16 protein-coding genes are annotated in these 16,900 nt (G+C 62.6%); 7 read left to right on the forward strand and 9 right to left on the reverse strand.

Features of this window, described 5'->3' with window-relative positions; genetic code table 11:
• Window positions 1–424: 424 nt before the first annotated feature.
• Window positions 425–2,260, reverse strand: coding sequence for an aminopeptidase P family protein (locus BHD07_RS27715; RefSeq protein ID WP_338283908.1), 1,836 nt, complete (start codon window positions 2,258–2,260; stop codon window positions 425–427).
• A 667-nt stretch (window positions 2,261–2,927) separates the two neighbouring features.
• Between BHD07_RS27715 and BHD07_RS27720 the strand changes: the two genes are divergently transcribed.
• Window positions 2,928–3,185, forward strand: coding sequence for a hypothetical protein (locus tag BHD07_RS27720; protein WP_003536225.1), 258 nt, complete (start codon window positions 2,928–2,930; stop codon window positions 3,183–3,185).
• A gap of 69 nt (window positions 3,186–3,254) precedes the next feature.
• On the opposite strand, the gene BHD07_RS27725 is transcribed toward BHD07_RS27720, so the two are convergent.
• The 3 genes from BHD07_RS27725 to BHD07_RS27735 form a co-directional block, all read right to left on the reverse strand.
• Window positions 3,255–4,130 (reverse strand): 50S ribosomal protein L11 methyltransferase, encoded by an 876-nt coding sequence (locus tag BHD07_RS27725; protein WP_338283909.1) that lies wholly within the window; start codon window positions 4,128–4,130, stop codon window positions 3,255–3,257.
• A 160-nt stretch (window positions 4,131–4,290) separates the two neighbouring features.
• Window positions 4,291–4,890, reverse strand: coding sequence for an SCO family protein (locus BHD07_RS27730; protein ID WP_324762007.1), 600 nt, complete (start codon window positions 4,888–4,890; stop codon window positions 4,291–4,293).
• 145 nt (window positions 4,891–5,035) lie between these two features.
• On the reverse strand, window positions 5,036–5,194 hold the full coding sequence (locus BHD07_RS27735) for a hypothetical protein (protein ID WP_100671682.1): 159 nt from the start codon (window positions 5,192–5,194) through the stop codon (window positions 5,036–5,038).
• A 250-nt stretch (window positions 5,195–5,444) separates the two neighbouring features.
• Between BHD07_RS27735 and BHD07_RS27740 the strand changes: the two genes are divergently transcribed.
• The 4 genes from BHD07_RS27740 to BHD07_RS27755 all read left to right on the forward strand — a co-directional run bounded on the left by BHD07_RS27740 (window position 5,445) and on the right by BHD07_RS27755 (window position 9,278).
• Window positions 5,445–7,514 carry a methyl-accepting chemotaxis protein gene (locus BHD07_RS27740; protein WP_338283910.1) on the forward strand — a complete coding sequence of 690 codons (2,070 nt, stop codon included), beginning with the start codon at window positions 5,445–5,447 and terminating at the stop codon, window positions 7,512–7,514.
• A gap of 2 nt (window positions 7,515–7,516) precedes the next feature.
• A complete protein-coding gene (locus tag BHD07_RS27745; protein WP_003536237.1) occupies window positions 7,517–7,981 on the forward strand; it encodes a chemotaxis protein CheW in 465 nt (154 codons plus the stop codon).
• Between the two features lie 298 nt (window positions 7,982–8,279).
• Window positions 8,280–8,669, forward strand: coding sequence for a hypothetical protein (locus BHD07_RS27750; protein ID WP_338283911.1), 390 nt, complete (start codon window positions 8,280–8,282; stop codon window positions 8,667–8,669).
• A 249-nt stretch (window positions 8,670–8,918) separates the two neighbouring features.
• Window positions 8,919–9,278, forward strand: a complete 360-nt coding sequence (locus tag BHD07_RS27755) for a hypothetical protein (RefSeq protein ID WP_100671678.1) — start codon at window positions 8,919–8,921, stop codon at window positions 9,276–9,278.
• A 177-nt stretch (window positions 9,279–9,455) separates the two neighbouring features.
• Here the strand turns inward: BHD07_RS27755 and BHD07_RS27760 are convergent, their stop codons facing one another.
• Both BHD07_RS27760 and BHD07_RS27765 read right to left on the reverse strand, forming a co-directional pair.
• The gene (locus BHD07_RS27760) at window positions 9,456–9,953 is read right to left on the reverse strand and encodes a CreA family protein (protein WP_338283912.1); all 498 of its coding nucleotides are present in this window, start codon (window positions 9,951–9,953) and stop codon (window positions 9,456–9,458) included.
• 103 nt (window positions 9,954–10,056) lie between these two features.
• On the reverse strand, window positions 10,057–11,337 hold the full coding sequence (locus BHD07_RS27765) for a GGDEF domain-containing protein (RefSeq protein WP_338283913.1): 1,281 nt from the start codon (window positions 11,335–11,337) through the stop codon (window positions 10,057–10,059).
• Between the two features lie 122 nt (window positions 11,338–11,459).
• Here BHD07_RS27765 and BHD07_RS27770 point away from each other — a divergent pair, with 122 nt between their 5' ends.
• Both BHD07_RS27770 and BHD07_RS27775 read left to right on the forward strand, forming a co-directional pair.
• Window positions 11,460–12,149 (forward strand): phosphoribosyltransferase, encoded by a 690-nt coding sequence (locus tag BHD07_RS27770; protein WP_338283914.1) that lies wholly within the window; start codon window positions 11,460–11,462, stop codon window positions 12,147–12,149.
• Window positions 12,150–12,232: 83 nt separating this feature from the next.
• Window positions 12,233–12,694 (forward strand): GNAT family N-acetyltransferase, encoded by a 462-nt coding sequence (locus tag BHD07_RS27775; RefSeq protein ID WP_338283915.1) that lies wholly within the window; start codon window positions 12,233–12,235, stop codon window positions 12,692–12,694.
• 51 nt (window positions 12,695–12,745) lie between these two features.
• Here the strand turns inward: BHD07_RS27775 and BHD07_RS27780 are convergent, their stop codons facing one another.
• From BHD07_RS27780 to BHD07_RS27790, 3 genes are all read right to left on the reverse strand, one after another.
• Entirely contained in the window at window positions 12,746–15,298 is a 2,553-nt protein-coding gene (locus BHD07_RS27780) for an ATP-dependent helicase (protein ID WP_127711977.1), read from the reverse strand.
• 124 nt (window positions 15,299–15,422) lie between these two features.
• Window positions 15,423–15,833, reverse strand: coding sequence for a carboxymuconolactone decarboxylase family protein (locus tag BHD07_RS27785; protein WP_018095422.1), 411 nt, complete (start codon window positions 15,831–15,833; stop codon window positions 15,423–15,425).
• A 16-nt stretch (window positions 15,834–15,849) separates the two neighbouring features.
• On the reverse strand, window positions 15,850–16,671 hold the full coding sequence (locus BHD07_RS27790) for a cyclase family protein (RefSeq protein ID WP_100671672.1): 822 nt from the start codon (window positions 16,669–16,671) through the stop codon (window positions 15,850–15,852).
• Between the last annotated feature and the right edge of the window lie 229 nt (window positions 16,672–16,900).

Here is a 16,900-nt window from a genome sequence, read left to right on the forward strand (position 1 = left end):
CTCGGCGGCGTTCACTCCATGCAACTGGAAAACGCTCTTTGACGTATCCATGCCAATTCGGATAATCTGCTCCACGGACGGTCTCCCTCGATTGATGTCTTAACGACTCACTCTGGCACATTGCGATGCCGTTGGGAGCCGTCCACCCCAACAGTGCTCGTCGCGCCGCAGGCGCGGCGCTGCCCTCATCTCTGTGACATGCGCAGGGATGAGGAAGAAGAGATTGCAGTCCCGAAAAGTTTCCTGCAGCGACCTTTGTGTGTCTTATGAGACGCTCTAAGGCTGCGATCCAGTAAAATTCGCGGGTTACGCGAAAGCGTCGCCGCAAATATAACCATGCTGTTGGTTGAGAAATCGACCCTCCCAACGGAGGCCCGGCGGTACCCCAGCCCCAGCCCACACCGCCGGGCCGCCCGGTTCCGAGCTACCGTGCGATTGCTTCCGTAGCATTGACCAGCCAGTCTCTCGTCTCCGCGTCCGACAGCAGCGGCATCAGCTTTTCCCGCGTTTCCGCGTGGTAGGCATTCAGCCAGTCGAGCTCGTCGTCGGTCAGCAGGGCGGGAAGGACGAGCCGGCGATCGATCGGGCAGAAGGTCAGCGTGTCGAAGCCGAGCATCGGCTGGTCGCCGCCATCGATCTCCTCCGGCTGACGGACGACGACGAGATTCTCGATGCGGATGCCGAAGGCACCGGGGCGATAGTAACCGGGTTCGTTGGACAGCATCATGCCCGGCAGCAATTCCTGCGTGGCAAGGCGGGCAATGCGCTGCGGTCCTTCGTGGACCGAGAGATAGGAGCCGACACCGTGGCCGGTCCCGTGCGCATAATCGGCGCCCGCCTTCCACAGTGCGATCCGGGCGAGCGGATCGAGATCGACGCCGCGTGACCCCTTCGGGAAGCGCGCCGTGCTGATTGCGATCATGCCCTTGAGCACGAGCGTGAAGAATCGCTTCTGTTCTTCCGGCACCGCGCCGATCGCGACCGTGCGGGTGATGTCGGTCGTGCCGTTGATGTATTGCGCGCCGGAGTCGATCAGGAACATGGTACCCGCCTCGATCCGCCGGTCGGTTTCGTTCGTGACCCGGTAATGCATGATTGCGGCATGCGAACCGGCGCCGGCGATCGTGTCGAAAGAAACGTCCTTCAGGGGGTTCTGCATGCGCTCGCCGACGGCCGCGCGCATCGCCTCCAATTGCCTGGTTGCGCCGATTTCGGTGACGCTGCCGGGCTCCCGCGCGTCCAGCCAGGCGAGGAACTCGACCATCGCCGCACCATCCTGCAGGTGCGCCCGGGTCGATCCGGCGATCTCGGCTGCATTCTTGCAGGCGCGTGGCAGGCGGGCGGGATCAACCGCCTCGACCACCGAACCTTCCTTCCTGCGAATCAGCTCGCCGATCGCAAAGGGGGCGAGATCCGGATCGATCATGATGGCTGCGCCGGTTGAGGCGAGGGCGGCGAGCCGATCGTCGAAGGTAGCAGGCGCCATTATATCGGCGAGCTGCGTCAGGTAGGCCTCCTGCTCGATGCCGGTCTTGCGTTTGTCGAGGAAAAGCTCGGCGCTTCCGTCCGCATGGACGATGGCGCGTGCCAGCGGGTGCGGCGTGTGCGGCACGTCACTGCCACGGATGTTGAAGGTCCAGGCGACGGAGGAGGGATCGGTAAGTATGACGGCCGCGGCCTTCGCCTTTGACACGCCCGCCGCGATCTCCGCTATCTTGTCTCTTGCCAATTGTCCCGCATGCTCGACCGGCTGGATCGTCACAGGCCCGAGCGGCGCTGCGGGACGGTCGGCCCAGAGCCGGTCGAGCGGATTGTGGTCGAGAAGGACGACACTGCCGCCGACCGCCGTCAGCGCCTTTTCGAGCCGGCGAACTTCCGCCGCGGTGTGCAGCCAAGGATCGATGCCGAGGCGGAAGCCCTTGGGTCCATGACGCTCCAGCCAGACATGCGGCGGTTCGCCGATGAGATCGCCGCCGGTGAAGACGCTGCCGTCCACCTGCTCCTTGAGCTGGGTTACATAACGGCCGTCGACGAAGACGATCGCTTCGCGCTGCGTTACGAGCGCTACACCGGCCGAACCGGTAAAGCCCGTCAGCCACGACAGCCGCTCGGAACTGCGGGGCACATACTCCCCTTGAAATTCGTCGGCACGCGGCACGAGGAAGCCATCGACGCCCAGGGTTGCGAGGGCGGCACGCAGGGCGGTGGTTCTCTCCTTGCCGAACTGGGGCGTGGAGGTGACTTCGAAGGATTGGAACATGGACTTTCCCGGTAAGCTTGGCGGAGAACCGCAGGTGAGACGAGCATGTTAATGCATCTCTTCCAAAAGTGTGCAGCGGTTTTGGGGTAACGACCCGCATAAAATAACAACTTAAGATCCGCTCCCGGAGAGGGAGGCGAAATTCGCGTGAACGTCCGGCACCTCGGGCAGCGCGGGCGGCCATTTGCTCATTTGTAATACATATGCACGCGGCGCATGGCACCCATGCCCGAATGTGGCTTTCTCTATCGGAATTATAGGTTATAAGCCGCCTCAACGAACACGGACGAACGTCCGCCGGTTCAAAAGACTGCAGTTCCGAGAATAGTTGGTCATCTGTTCTCCTCCTCCCTCAGGGTGGCCAGCTTCGGAACGGTAGAGCCCGCTTGAGCGCTCCTCCTCCTCAAGCTCGCGGGTATGGTCGGCCAAAAGCCGGTCAGCAGGCGATGCTTCGGCATCGCCTTTGTTTCGAGAAGGCCGCCCGTCATGATGGACCGGGCGGCCTTTTCGTTTTCTCAGCTCCCGTTTCGGTCGATACGGAGGTTCCTGTGGAAAGAGGCGGTGTCCACGGGAAAACAAATGAAGAACGGTTTGCTTCGTGATATGTCCGCTTACGGTCGACTTGCGAGGATATCTCTCAAACGGAGCATGCAGAGGTAGAGCAGCGATGCTGAAAACCGATACCCGCCAAGCCAATTGGCGCCGTGCCAATCCGGGAAAATATGATGCTCACCTCGCTGTGCAGCGAGCCGTGAAGGCAGGCGAGCTGGAAAAGCAAACGTGCGAGGTTTGCGGGATCGAAGCGGTCGATGCCCATCACGATCAATACGACGAGCCTTTGAAGGTGCGGTGGTTATGCCGCCGACATCACACGAGGCTTCATCATTACGGCGAAGACATGTTCCCGATCAGGGATGCGCTTTAGAGCATTCCAACGTTTCATAGAAACACTGAAGCGGACGCCGCGACCGGACGCGTCTGCGATAAGCATGACTTATCTGGTCAGATGAATGGTTACCCAGCCATTGCGCCAGATGGTGCACGCATGTCTGAGGTTCTGGCCGTTATAGGCTGCGAGCACCTTCCAGCGCTGTTCGGCGAGAATGCCCGAGAGGATGACCGAACCGCCCGGAGCGAGGTTGGCCACAAGTTGCGGCGCCATCTTCATCAGCGGCCGCGCCAGAATGTTGGCGATGATGAGGTCGAAGGGGCCGTTGGCGCTGAAGGTGGTCGAGTGGAAGCCGGGCGCCGTGGCGAAGGTCAAGCCGTTGACGACGCCGTTGCGACGGGCGTTGTCGGCGGCGACGCGCGTTGCGATCGGATCGATGTCGGTTGCGAGCACCGGAACATGCAGGAGCTTCCAGGCGGCGATCGCCAGCACGCCGCTTCCCGTCCCGAGGTCGAGCGCGTTGCGGACAGGCCGGGATCGGGCGACGGAGGCAAGCATTTCGAGGCAGCCGGCGGTCGTGCCGTGATGGCCGGTGCCGAAGGCCTGACCGGCATCGATCTCGATGGCAATCTCGCCCGGCTTCACCTTGTCGCGATCGTGCGAGCCGTGGATGACGAAGCGGCCCGCGCGCACGGGGGCGAGGCCCTCCAGCGACTTGGCGATCCAGTCGACATCCGGCAGCACTTCGCGCTCGATCGGAAGGTGCGAGAATTCGGCTTCGAGTGCCTGAGCGAGGCGTGATCTCACGCTCTCCTCTTCATCCGTCATCATGTAGACGGAGGCCTCCCAGACATCCCGCTTCTCGTCGATCTCCATGGTCGCGATCGCGTAATCGTCTTCTTCGAAGATTGCGCTCATGACGTCGAGGACGGCGGCCGCCTGCTTCTCGGTAGTGGTAACGAAAAGGCGTATCTCGCTCACGGTGCTTTCCTTCGGCATGCAGCCATTCAAAAGGGCCACAGTGGCTTCGGCGCGTCCGAACGGATGCGCGCGCTGTGGGCGGTTCGCCGCTATCATGAATGAGGTACAAAGGCAAAGCGCCGGGATTGCCGGCGCCCGCAGGATAGACGGGCAAGCCTTGTTAGCCGCGCGTGAGGTTTTCCAGCTTCTTGACGGCCGTTTCGGGATTTTCGCCATAGGCGATCGTTCCGCTGAACTGGCCGTTGGCGTCGAGCAGGAAGACCGAGGCTGTATGATCCATTGTGTAGTCGCCGTCCGGCTTTGCCTCGTCGGTGGGGACTTTCTTGTAATAGACGCGGTAACCCTTGACCATTTCCAGCACCTTTTCGGGCGGACCGGAGATACCGGTGATGCGCTTGGACACGTTTGAAACATACTGGCCGAGCACCTCGGGGGTATCGCGCTCCGGATCGACGGTGATGAAGTAGGCCTGCAGCTTGTTGCCCTCGGGGTCGACCTTATCGAGCCAGCCGTTCAGTTCGAACAGCGTGGTGGGGCAAACTTCCGGGCAATGGGTGAAGCCGAAGAAGAGCGCCGTCGGCTTGCCGGTGAACGCTTTCTCGGTGATGGGCTCGCCATTCTGGGCGACGAGGGTAAAGGGTACGCCGAAGGGGCCGGATGCGGCCTGCTGCTTCGACTGCGTCATGTCGAAGGTCAGCCAGCCGAGGACGGCCACCATGACGAGAATGGCTACCCAGAGAACGATGCGTATGGATTTCATTATTGCCACCAGTCTGTTGCTGCCCCGACGCATCTGAAACCGACGCACGGCGCCGTCCGGCCGTCAGGAATGTAGCGTTGATACCGCTTCGGACACACGGGTGCAAAGGGGACAATTGCCGCAGGTGTGCTCGAGGCGATGCGTCTCAAATGCACCAGGCGAGGCCGGCTTGCGCCAGCGACAGGAAAATGTCGGCGCCATTCGCGATCCAGCCTCTGAAGGCGAGCAGGAAGACGAGCGCGAGCACGCCGGTGGCGAGGGCGAAGATCAGGGGAGAGAGCGACTTTTTGGTGTCCGTGCGCATGAGGCGATCATAACACCATGAGACGGAAGGAAAAGGGCAGCAGCGGTCGAAACGCGCGAACTTCCGCAAAGTCGCGGCCCCTGTTTTAGCGATTGTTTAAGGTCTGTTTGCCACTGTCCACAGACGCGGAGAAGTGAACCACTTCGATATGACATGAGGTCATCCGGTTTGATCGAGCCCGGTTTTCCGCATCGATCGCAACGGAGGACCCCGCCTGCCGCGGCGGGTCCAGCTATGGACTGCCATATCGATGAACACCCTTGCATCCGCCAGGAGAACGCTCTCCGTCAGCCAACGCCTTGCGACGCTTGCGGGGGCAGCTTTTCTCGGTTTCGGTTCCGTTCTCGCCGTCGGCCTCTATGAGCAAGGCAGCTCGCAAGAGGCGCTCGACAAGGCGGTTATCGCTCAGCGCGACATGGGAACGATAGAGGAAATGCGCCTTGCCCGCCTGAAGCTCGTGCTTGCGGCAATGGACACCATCGTCGACCGCGGCGAACGCCGGATACAGCCGGAGCGTGCGGCCCAGATCAAATCCTCGCTCGAGGTCATCGAGGGCAGGCAAGCCGATCTCGAGGCGCTCGCGCGTCTTGTCGGCAAGCCGGAAGTTCTTGCCGGTTACGAAGCGGATATCGCCCAACTGCGCAAGGCCGTCGAGCAGGACCTGAAAGCGCTCGTGGAGGCCGGAGCGCCAGGCGAGGATTTCGCCCGCATCGACGATGTCATCGACGCCGCAGGCGAGCGCGTTGGCGCATCGCTTGCGCAACTGGCCGATGCCGCAGCCGGCCTGGCCGCGGCGCGCATCGCAGATGTCCGCACCAATGGTGAGCATGGGCTCATGCTCCAGGCAGCCGCCTGTTTGCTGGCAATGGCGACCCTGATCGGCCTTATCTGGTTCCATGGGAACGTCTTGCGCCGGGGCATCCTCGGTCTGCGGGACGGCATGCGGCGAATACATTCGGGCGATCTCACGGCTGAAGTGGCGGGGCTCGACCGCGGCGACGAAATCGGCGAAATGGCACGTTCGGTGGAGCTTTTCCGGGTCTCGGCAATCGAGAAACGCGCGCTCGAGGAAGGGGCGAGGGCGAGTCGGCAGGAAATCGAGGCGGAACGCGAGCGGCACGAGACGGAGCGCGAGCAGGCTATCGGACGGATCAAGACCGCAGTCGAAGCCCTCGGCGGAGCGCTCAATCAGCTTGCAGACGGCAATCTGGCGGTTGCGATCCGCAAGCCTTTCGATAGCGGGCTCGATGCGTTGCGCCGCGACTTCAACGACACGGTGGAACGGCTGAGCCATGTCCTTTCGAGTGTCACGGAGAATACCGCCTCGATCGAATCGAACGGGCGGCAGATGCGCAGCGCGGCCGACGATCTGGCTCGGCGAACGGAAAAACAGGCCGCATCGCTGGAGCAGACCTCGGCCGCGCTCGAGGAAATCACCGTCACTGTGAAGACAGCGACCGAGCGCGCCGAAGAGGCAAGCCATATGGTCGACGAGGCCCGCATCAATGCCGAGGAGTCCGGGCGCATCGTCGGCGAGGCGATCGCCGCCATGGCCCGCATCGAGGGCGCTTCCAGCGAGATAGGCAAGATCATCGACGTGATCGACGAGATCGCGTTCCAGACCAATCTGCTGGCGCTCAATGCCGGGGTCGAGGCCGCGCGGGCTGGGGAGGCCGGCAAGGGCTTTGCCGTCGTTGCCCAGGAGGTGAGGGAGCTCGCCCAGCGCGCTGCCGGTGCCGCGAAGGATATCAAGGCTCTGGTGAGCCGCTCGGGCAACGAGGTCAAGACCGGCGTCAGGCTGGTTCAGGAGACCGGCGACGCGCTTGGCCGCATCGGTGCCAAAGTGGCCTGCATCAACGAACATATGAGTTCGATCGTCATGGCGGCGCGCGAGCAATCGACGGGCCTCCGCGAAATCAATACCGCCGTCGCTCAACTCGATCAGATGACGCAGCAGAATGCCGCCATGGTCGAGCAGACCAATGCGGCGAGCCATACGCTTGCGCAGGATGCCGAGAAGCTCAGCGAGATCGTCGGGCAATTCCGCCACGGGCAGGCGCGCGAGACGGCGATCCGCACGGCGGCGATCCGGCCGCCGGGCAGGGCAGGCTCGGCGAGGCCAGGCGCTCCGGCCGGGGCGGCAACAGCGACTGCTGCCGCGCCCGTGTCACTTCGCAAGCCCGCGGCCGCGCAATCATCCACGCGTTCAGCTCCATCTCCAGCAAAGGCGCTGATGGGAAAACTGGCTGGCGCATTCGGCAACATGCCGGGATCAACGCCGTCGGTAACGGCGTCCGGTGAAAATTGGGAAGAGTTTTGATCATGAGCAACGCAATCAAGCAGTCAGGCGCCTATCTCGAAATCGTCTCCTTTCACCTGGGTGAACAGGAATTCTGCATCGACATCATGGCAATCCGGGAAATCCGCGGTTGGGCACCGGTTACGCCGATGCCGCACACGCCGCCGTACGTTCTCGGCCTCATAAACCTGCGCGGTGCGGTGATCCCGGTCATCGACATGGCCTGCCGCCTCGGCATGAAGATGACCGAGCCGTCGGAGCGCTCCGCCATCATCGTCACCGACATCAATGGCAAGCTCGTCGGACTGCTGGTCGAGCAGGTCTCCGATATGATGACGATTCGCAGCGAAGACCTGCAGCCCGCGCCGGAGATCATCCCGGAAGCCCAGCGCGCCTTCTGCCGCGGCATCGTCGCGCTTGAAAAATCCATGGTCTGCTTCCTCAATCTCGACACCGTCATCGCCGAGGAACTGGCACAGGCAGCCTAATCACGATTTTTCAGGTCGGCTCTGCCCTGAAAGCATGACTGCCGGACCGCCAGGGACGGTTTCCGAATGGGCCCGCGAAAGCGGGCCTTTTCGCATGAGCCGGCGGACGCTCGGCGGCTGTTGCACGGCGATCGGCATCACGGCGGAGCGAGCAAATGTGAAAACGTAGCGGTCGCACGCAAGGAACCCCTGCACGCCAAACGAGTTATGCACAGGCAGCATTTGGCGAGAAGCCGTCTGCTGGTGATTACAGCCTCCGCGTTTGGAAGCTGATGTGGAAACAGACAGGAGCAACGCCATGAAAGTTTCTTTCAGAACATCGCTCGCTGCATTTGCCCTCTCATCGGCGCTTGCCGGCGTCGCCGTGCCGGCCTTTGCAGACAGTTACTATCAGGGCATCGACCCGCATAATCCTCCGGGCACTCAGAACAGAGGGGCGGTAATGGTGCCGGCCCGTCCGTATTACGTCGATCCTGCCCCGACCGGCAGCGTCTATGTCGATCCCGCACCGACGGGCAGCGTCTATGTCGATCCGGCACCGACCGGCAGCATCTACATGGAACCGGCGCCGGGCAGCCGGGCGAGCAACGCTCCCGGCCGGGTACGGGAGCACTATACGAACGAGTATCAGGGCCCCGGTGACGGGGACTATTATCAAGGCATCGCGCCTCCGGCTCCCCGTCCGTAAACATTCCTGATGTCTTCGAGCGCATTGCGCTTTCGCGGACCACCGCCTTCAGAGGCGATGGTCCGCCGCTGCATGCTCTTTCAGGCTGAGGACGCGCCCGCAATGCCACCTTGGTCGGTGGAGGGGGCGGTCAAGTTACAGTTACGTAATGAGCATCACTCTTGGATGAGCAAAAGTGACAAATCGTCAAACGCTTTCGACCGGTGCCCGGTGTTATCTTTGTAACCGCAGCATCCGTAGGAGGCTCGTATGCTGAACAGTAGCATCCATTGGGAGGTGGGATGCCTAACGGACATAGGAGTTAATGTCATGAGACTTTCTCTGAAAAAATCATTTGCTGCATTTGTCCTGTCATCCGCCTTGGTGGGCGCCGCGGCGCCAGCCTTTGCGGATAGCTACTATCAGGGCCTCGACCCGAACCACCCTCCGGGGACGCAGAATCAGGTGCGCATGCCGACGTCGCGTAACCTGCCTCCGTCTTCGGTCGACCCGACTGCGACAGGGAGTATCGACGGAGGTCGTATGATGTCTCCGAACGGTACCTACCAGGAGAGATTCGACCCGGGTGAGGGCGACTACTATCGGGGTATTGTGCCGCCTAAACCGTAAGGCGCGAAATCAGCTACTGCATGTTTCATCGAGGCGCACCAGCTCAAGAAATTATGTATGCGGCGTAAAATGCGGCAGGCCTTAGTCTCGCAGAAGCGCGCGCTGTAGCTCGGAAGGGGAGTGCGGAAACCCGTACTCCCCTTCCGGCCGTTTGATCTGCTGCGTCTGCCGGATCGCTTATTCCGGCCGCCCATTCTTCCAGGTGACCGGCTGGCCATAGAGCGGGACCGTGGTGATCGACATCTTGGCCGAACCGTCGGTCAACTGCCTCGAATGCGCCAGATAGATCAGCGTGTCGTTGGCCTTGTCGTAGATACGTGTCACCAGCAGGTTTTTCCAGATGAGGGACAGTCCGGAACGGAAGACTTCCTCCCCCTCCTTCGACAGGTCGATATCGCCGATGGCAATGGGGCCGGTCTGGCGGCAGGCGATGGAGTTGTTCGACGGATCCTCGAACCAGTTGCCGTTCTTCAGGCGGTCGATGACGCTGCGATCGAAATAGGTGACGTGGCAGGTAACTCCGGTCACCTTCGGGTCGCTCACGGCATCGATCTTGATATCGTTGCCGAGCCAGTCGACCCCCACCTGCCCAACGGTTTCGGCGTGGACGGGCGAAACCGCCGCGGCCGTGACGGTGAGGCCGGCGACAAGCAAGGCACGGATGCGGCGCAACATGAGTATCCTCCAATGAACTGCACCGTTCAGATAGGCAGCGGATGCTGCAATGCAAGCACCGGCCGCCACGCCCGTCGATATGCAGGATCCATCGTGCGAGAAGTCACGCCGAGTGGCGCAGTTCCGACCGGGCGGCACGCGCTTCGCGCAATTGCGCGGCGGCTGCCGCAAGGGCGCGGGCGCTGGCGTCGATGCGGCGATCCCTTGCTACCGAGCAACGGTCGCGACCATCCGCCTTTGAGTCGTAGAGAGCGAGATCGGCGCGTATCATCACGTCGGCAATCGTTTCGCCCGCAATGGCGGCGGCGATCCCGATGCTCACGGTCAAACGGATGCGCTGATGCGAGCGGCCGGCAGGCGTCTCGCGCACCACGCGGCAGATGTCCTCCGCAAGCGCCTTTGCCTGCTCTTCCGTGTGGTCCGGCAGGACGATGCCGAATTCCTCGCCACCGATCCGTCCGAGGACGCCCCGTCCGGCGAGGAAAGCCGAGACGGTTTCGGCAAAATGCGCGAGCGCCATGTCGCCGCAGGCGTGCCCGTACTGATCGTTGATCTGTTTGAAGAAATCGAGGTCGAGCAGCAGGAAGGCAGCCGGCTCCTGGCGTGCGAGGCACTCGGCGAAGATCCGCTCGCCCTCTTCCATGAGCGTCCCGCGCGACAGCGCACCGGTCAAGCCGTCGCGTGCGATCATGGCCCTCAACCCGGCGATGATGCGGGCCTGCATCGTAAGGATCACGGCCAGGAAGACAAGGGGAAGGCACAGCACCCGCATGGTGACGAGCAGGAAATCAAACAGCATCGAAGCGGGCGGGCCCGGGAGCCCCTGCACGACGTGCGACGATGGGCCGAGAACATGAGCAAGGGCGGTGAAAACCACGGCGGCGGAGCCGACGACTACGATCTTGATCGCCGGCTTTTCGCTCGGCCAGCGGTCGGCTGCGGCCAGACCAAGGACGAGAAGTGGAGCCGCGACAACGCCCGCAACGACAATCACAGCAGCGGCCGGACTGTCATGGCCGCCGAGCGCGATGATGAAGCCGAGCACGCCGCTCGAGAATGCGAGCACCAGACAAAGCGATGCAGGCATCGACAATGCGAGGAACCAGCGAAGGCCCTGTAGGACGAAGAAGAGGGAAACGGCGAGACCCGCATAGCCGAACATTGCGGCGACCGGCGCCTGCAACGCAGCCGCGACCGTCAAAGCGCCTGCCGAAGCTGCCGAGAGCGCGCAACCCGCGGAGAACTCCCGAACAGCGGCGACCGGCCGCAGAGAAAGGAGAACGGGTAGCATGGCAAGAAGGGCGATGACCGGTATGGCGGAGAGAAAGCTCATTTCGAAACGGCCTGTCGTGCTAAAATAAAGTGCGGCTTGCGTTTCAGCCATTATGCAAGGCCATTGGTAACGATGGCGCATTAACGAAAGCTGGCGAAATTCGCTGCAATTTGAGCGATCACTCTCTCCATAGTTGTAGCAATCGGTCGCGGAGCTTTTCAGGGAGCGATGTCATGGCCCAGGAAGGCATATCCTTCGCAGACATACCCTTTGCAGACAGAGCCGATGCGGGTCGAAGGCTTGCTCGCGCCATCGAAGCGCATCTCACCGAGAACGCGGACTTCGCCGACCCGCTGGTGATGGCGTTGCCGCGCGGCGGCGTACCGGTGGCCTTCGAGGTGGCAAGAACCCTCGGCGCGTCCCTCGAACTCCTCATCGTTCGCAAGATCGGCGCACCCGGTCATCGCGAATTCGGTCTCGGAGCGCTGGTCGACAGCGACGAGCCGCAGGTCGTCCTCAATGCCGAGGCAATGCGTATCGTCAGTCCTTCCGAGAAGTACGTGCAGGCGGAGACCGAGCGGCAAAGGCTCGAACTCGCGCGCCGCCGCGTCCTCTATCTGGGCGATCAGACGCGAATTTCTCCAAGCGGGCGCAATGTCATCATTGTCGATGACGGCATTGCCACGGGCGGAACGGCCAAAGCTGCGGCGAAAGCCCTGCGGCAGGCAGGCGCCGCGGCACTGATGCTCGCCGTTCCGGTCTCGCCGAAGAGCGCGATCGTCGCCCTGCGGGACGAGGTGGACCGGCTCGTCTGTCTCGCCACCCCCACCCCTTTCCATGCGGTCAGCGTCTATTACGACGATTTCGAGCAGACCACGGATGCCGAGGTGATCGCGCTGCTGAGACAGGCGAGGGGCGGATAAACGGGGTCTTGCGCTGGGGCGGTGACACAGGCTTCCGGCAAAGATAGTTGTAGTGCGCCTGAATTTGCGAACGGGGATTGAGAATGTCCGACTATCTTGCCATACGCCCGATAACGCGCCTCGACTATGAGCAGTGGCTTCCGCTTTGGAACGGCTACAACGCCTTTTACGGCCGAGCCGGTGAAACGGCGCTCCATCCCGACATCACCCAGATGACCTGGTCGCGCTTCTTCGATGCCTATGAGCCGATGCATGCGCTGGTCGCCGAAAGCGAAGGGCGGCTCATCGGATTGACGCACTATATTTTCCACCGCAGCACGACGTCGATCCAGCCGAATTGCTATCTGCAGGACCTTTTCACCGACGAGGCCGGCCGCGGCAAGGGGGTCGGCCGGGCGCTTATCAACGGCGTCTACGAAGCGGCGAAACGCGCGGGGTCGCCGCGCGTCTATTGGCTGACCCACGAGACCAACCACACGGCGATGCAGCTTTACGACAAGGTGGCCGAGAAGTCGGGCTTCGTCATGTATCGAAAGATGTTTTGAGGCCTGGGATAGGGTAGAGCGGAAAAGCGCTGCACATTTTTCCGGAAGTGCTTACACCGGCTCTACGAACCCATCCAGCACACGCTTCTGCCCGGCGCGGTCGAAATCGATCGTCAGCTTATTACCCTCGATCGCCGCGATGTTGCCGTTGCCGAACTTGATGTGGAAGACCCGGTCGCCGACATTGAAACGGGAGGGCTCGGCGCTCGTCGACTTGGCGACGAGCTCGCCTTCGATGGTGCGGGTGCGAGGCCCTGATTCGCCGTAACCGATGCGTTCGATGGCGTGGCCGGAGCGGGTGCCCCAATTGTCGCGGGTGGCGTCCGAGCGGTGCTGCTGGGCGCGCTTCCAGCCGGGCGTCTGATAATTGTTTTCGAAGGGATCGGCCTTGTCGAAGCGCGACTGGCCGTAACCGCCGCGACCGTAACCGCCATAAGAGACCTCCTGTTCGGCGACTTCCACATGGGCGAGCGGCAACTCGTCGAGGAAGCGTGAGGGAAGCGTCGATTGCCAGAGGCCGTGGATGCGGCGGTTCGAAACGAACCAGATATGACAGCGGCGCTTGGCGCGGGTGATGCCGACATAGGCGAGGCGGCGTTCCTCCTCCAGACCTGCGCGGCCGCCCTCGTCCAGGGCGCGCTGATGCGGGAACAGCCCTTCCTCCCACCCCGGCAGGAAGACGGTGTCGAATTCCAGCCCTTTGGCCGAATGCAGCGTCATGATGGAGACGGCGTCCATATTCTCGTTCTGCTCGGCGTCCATCACGAGGGCGACGTGCTCGAGAAAGCCGCGCATGGACTCGAAGGCTTCCATCGAACGGATGAGTTCCTTCAGGTTTTCCAGGCGCCCGGGCGCTTCGGCCGATTTGTCGGCCTGCCACATGGCGGTATAGCCGCTCTCGTCGAGGATCTGCTCTGCAAGTTCGGTGTGCGGCGTCGATTCGAGCAAAGCCTGCCAGCGGCGGAAATCGGCGACGACGTCGAAGAGGCCCTTGCGCGCCTTCGGCTTCAATTCGTCCGTCTCGACGATCTCGCTCGCCGCGGCCAGCATCGGGATGTCGCGGGCCCGGGCGTAGTCGTGCAGGGTGCGGACGGTCGTCTCGCCGAGGCCACGCTTCGGCGTGTTGACGATCCGCTCGAAGGCGAGATCGTCGGCGGGCTGACAGACGAGGCGGAAATAGGCCATGGCATCGCGAATTTCGAGGCGCTCATAGAAGCGAGGACCGCCGATGACGCGATAGTTGAGGCCGAGCGTGACGAAGCGGTCTTCGAACTCGCGCATCTGGAAAGAGGCCCGCACGAGGATCGATATGTCGTTCAGGTTGTGCTTCTTGCGCTGGAGCTGCTCGATCTCTTCGCCGATCGCGCGAGCCTCCTCCTCGGAATCCCAGGCGGCATGAACATGCACTTTCTCGTCGTCGGGATTGGTGCGTTCGGTAAAGAGCGTCTTGCCGAGCCGGCCCTCGTTATGGGCAATCAGATGCGCCGCCGCGCCGAGGATATGCTCGGTCGAGCGGTAGTTGCGCTCCAGCTTGATGACCTTGGCGCCGGGGAAATCCTTCTCGAAGCGAAGAATGTTGTCCACCTCGGCGCCGCGCCAGCCATAGATCGACTGGTCGTCGTCGCCGACGCAGCAAATGTTGACGGTGGGCTTTCTCTCTTCGGCGCCAGGGGAATGCCCCTCCCCAACCGCTCCCCACGAGGGGGAGGGGCTGGACTGCGGCGCCGCAGGGCTTGGGGAGGGGTTGTTCTTCCCGGAACCCTGCGTCCGCTGGGCCAGCAGCCTCAGCCACATATATTGCGCCGTGTTGGTATCCTGGTACTCGTCGACGAGGATGTAGCGGAACTTGGCGTGATACTCCTTCAGCACGTCCGGATTGGCGCGGAACATGCGGATCGGATGCAGCAGCAGATCGCCGAAATCGCAGGCATTCAGGGTCAGCAGCCGGTTCTGGTAGGCGGCATAGAGCTCGCGGCCCTTGCCGTTGGCAAAGGCGCGGGCATCGCCTTCCGGGATTTGCGACGGGTCCAGGCCCTTGTTCTTCCAGGTGTCGATCATGCCGGCGAACTGCTTGGCCGGCCAGCGCTTGTCGTCGAGACCCTCCGCCTGGATGAGCTGCTTGATAAGTCGAACGACATCGTCGGTGTCGAGGATGGTGAAGTCGGACCGCAGGCCTACCAGTTCGGCATGGCGGCGGAGGAGCTTGACCCCGATCGAGTGGAAGGTGCCGAGCCAGGGCATGCCCTCGACGGCGTGGCCGACGAGCACGCCGATGCGCTCCTTCATTTCCCGCGCCGCCTTGTTGGTGAAGGTGACGGCGAGGATCTGCGAGGGATAGGCGCGGCCGGTCGAAAGGATATGGGCGATCCGCGTCGTCAGAACGCGCGTCTTGCCGGTGCCGGCGCCGGCGAGCACGAGCACCGGACCTTCCAGCGCCTCGACTGCCTCCCGTTGCTCCGGGTTGAGCCCGGAGACATAGTCCGGTCGCTGGGTCTTGTCGCGGGCGGCCATGGCGCGCGCCGCGATGCCGCCGCCGGCGGCCGCGGGTTTCCGCGGCGCGGGTTCCTCGTCGAAAAAGGGAATATCGTCAAAACCTTTGGTCATGCGGCCCAATGTAGTGATTCGGGACCGAAAGGCCAGAAAGGATGTTCTTCTTTTATTCCGGAACCTTCGCCCGCTCGCGCATGCCTGTGGAAAGACTGATGTTCTCAGGTCGGCATGCCGCCGTCTATGTTTTGCCGGACGCGTCGAACACCGGATCGACCGGGACCTGCAGGGCCGTCGCCAGCTGGTTGGTCTTGGCGGCGAGCGAAATGACGCGCAGGAGATCCGCGTGCTCGGCGTCCGTCATTCCCTTGGTCCTTGCGGCGGCGGTGTGGGAATGAATGCAGTAGCCGCAGCCATTGCTCACGGAAACCGCGATATACAGCATTTCCTTCACCAGCGGGTCGAGCGCCGAAGGCGTCGCCATTACCGCCTTGACCTCCGCCCAGGTCCGCTCCAGCAGTTCGGGGTCGAAGGCGAGCCAGAGCCACATATTGTTGATGAAGTCCGATTTCCGAGTCGCCCGGATGTCGTCGAAGACGGCCTTGACGCGTGGGTCGGATTCGGGACCGGATGGCGGCGCCACAGTGCTCATGCTTACTCCATGCGTTTCAAACGAGGGCGAAGACGCGGGCCGGGCCGCCGGTGCCGCCACGGTGCTTTGGTGCGCCGAGGACCAGCGTCGCGCCCTTGGCCGGCACCTTGTCGAGATTGGCGGCCGCCTCGAGGCCCCAGCGGCCTTCCGGCAGCCAGGCGTAATGGGTGGCGAAATCGGGCGAAATGCCGTGATCGAGCGAGAGGGTATCGACGGCGATGCCGGCTGCCTTCGTGTCCTCGATCAGGAACTTGGCTGCTTCCACGTGAAAGCCGGGGAAATGCATCTTACCGGCCGTGTCTGCATTGCGGAACTTGTCGGTACCGAGATGATCCGACCAGCCCGACAGCATGGCGACGCAGGCATTTTCGGGAATGTCTCCATTGGCCGCAATCCACGCCTTGATGTCGTCCGGCGTCAGCTGCGCATCCGGATCGGCGGCCGCCTTCTCGCGGATGTCGACGACGCAGAGCGGCACGAGCAGCTTGTCGAGGGGCAACTCGGCGACTGAAAGGCCGTCGGCGGAGAAGTGCAGCGGCGCGTCGACATGAGTGCCGGTGTGCTCGTTCACCCGAAGTTCGAACAGGTTGAACTTGTGTTCGGCATATTTGAACTTCTGCTCCCGGAAGAATTGCTGCTGACCGAAGAAAGTCGGAAACTCCTCATGAAGTTCATGGGTGAGATCGGTGACGCTGCCGTGGCCGGCGGCAAGCGCCGGAGGTGCGATCCCCATGCCGGCGGCGGCAATGCCTGCCGTACCGACCGCGGCCGCACGGAGCAAACTCCGCCGCGACATCATCCGCTGCTTGACCGATTCCATGACGCATGCATCGCACATTGCCGTCTCCCTTCGTGTCGAGAGCCGGCCCGAAACAGCCGCCGGCGACGAACAGAATAGCCGAGCCACGCAAGCTGTAAACATGCCGCCGACCCGCCGCCAGCGTGTGCGGTTCAGGACGGGCGCAGGGGCCATCATGCCGCCACCAAAATCGCTTTTGTTACAATTGCGTAATGATGCCATTCCGAGATTGCCCGGACGTCTGCAAACAACGATAATCGGCGCAAAT

The organism is Sinorhizobium sp. KGO-5, assembly GCF_036245905.1.
In the GTDB taxonomy this organism is placed as follows: domain Bacteria; phylum Pseudomonadota; class Alphaproteobacteria; order Rhizobiales; family Rhizobiaceae; genus Sinorhizobium; species Sinorhizobium meliloti_A.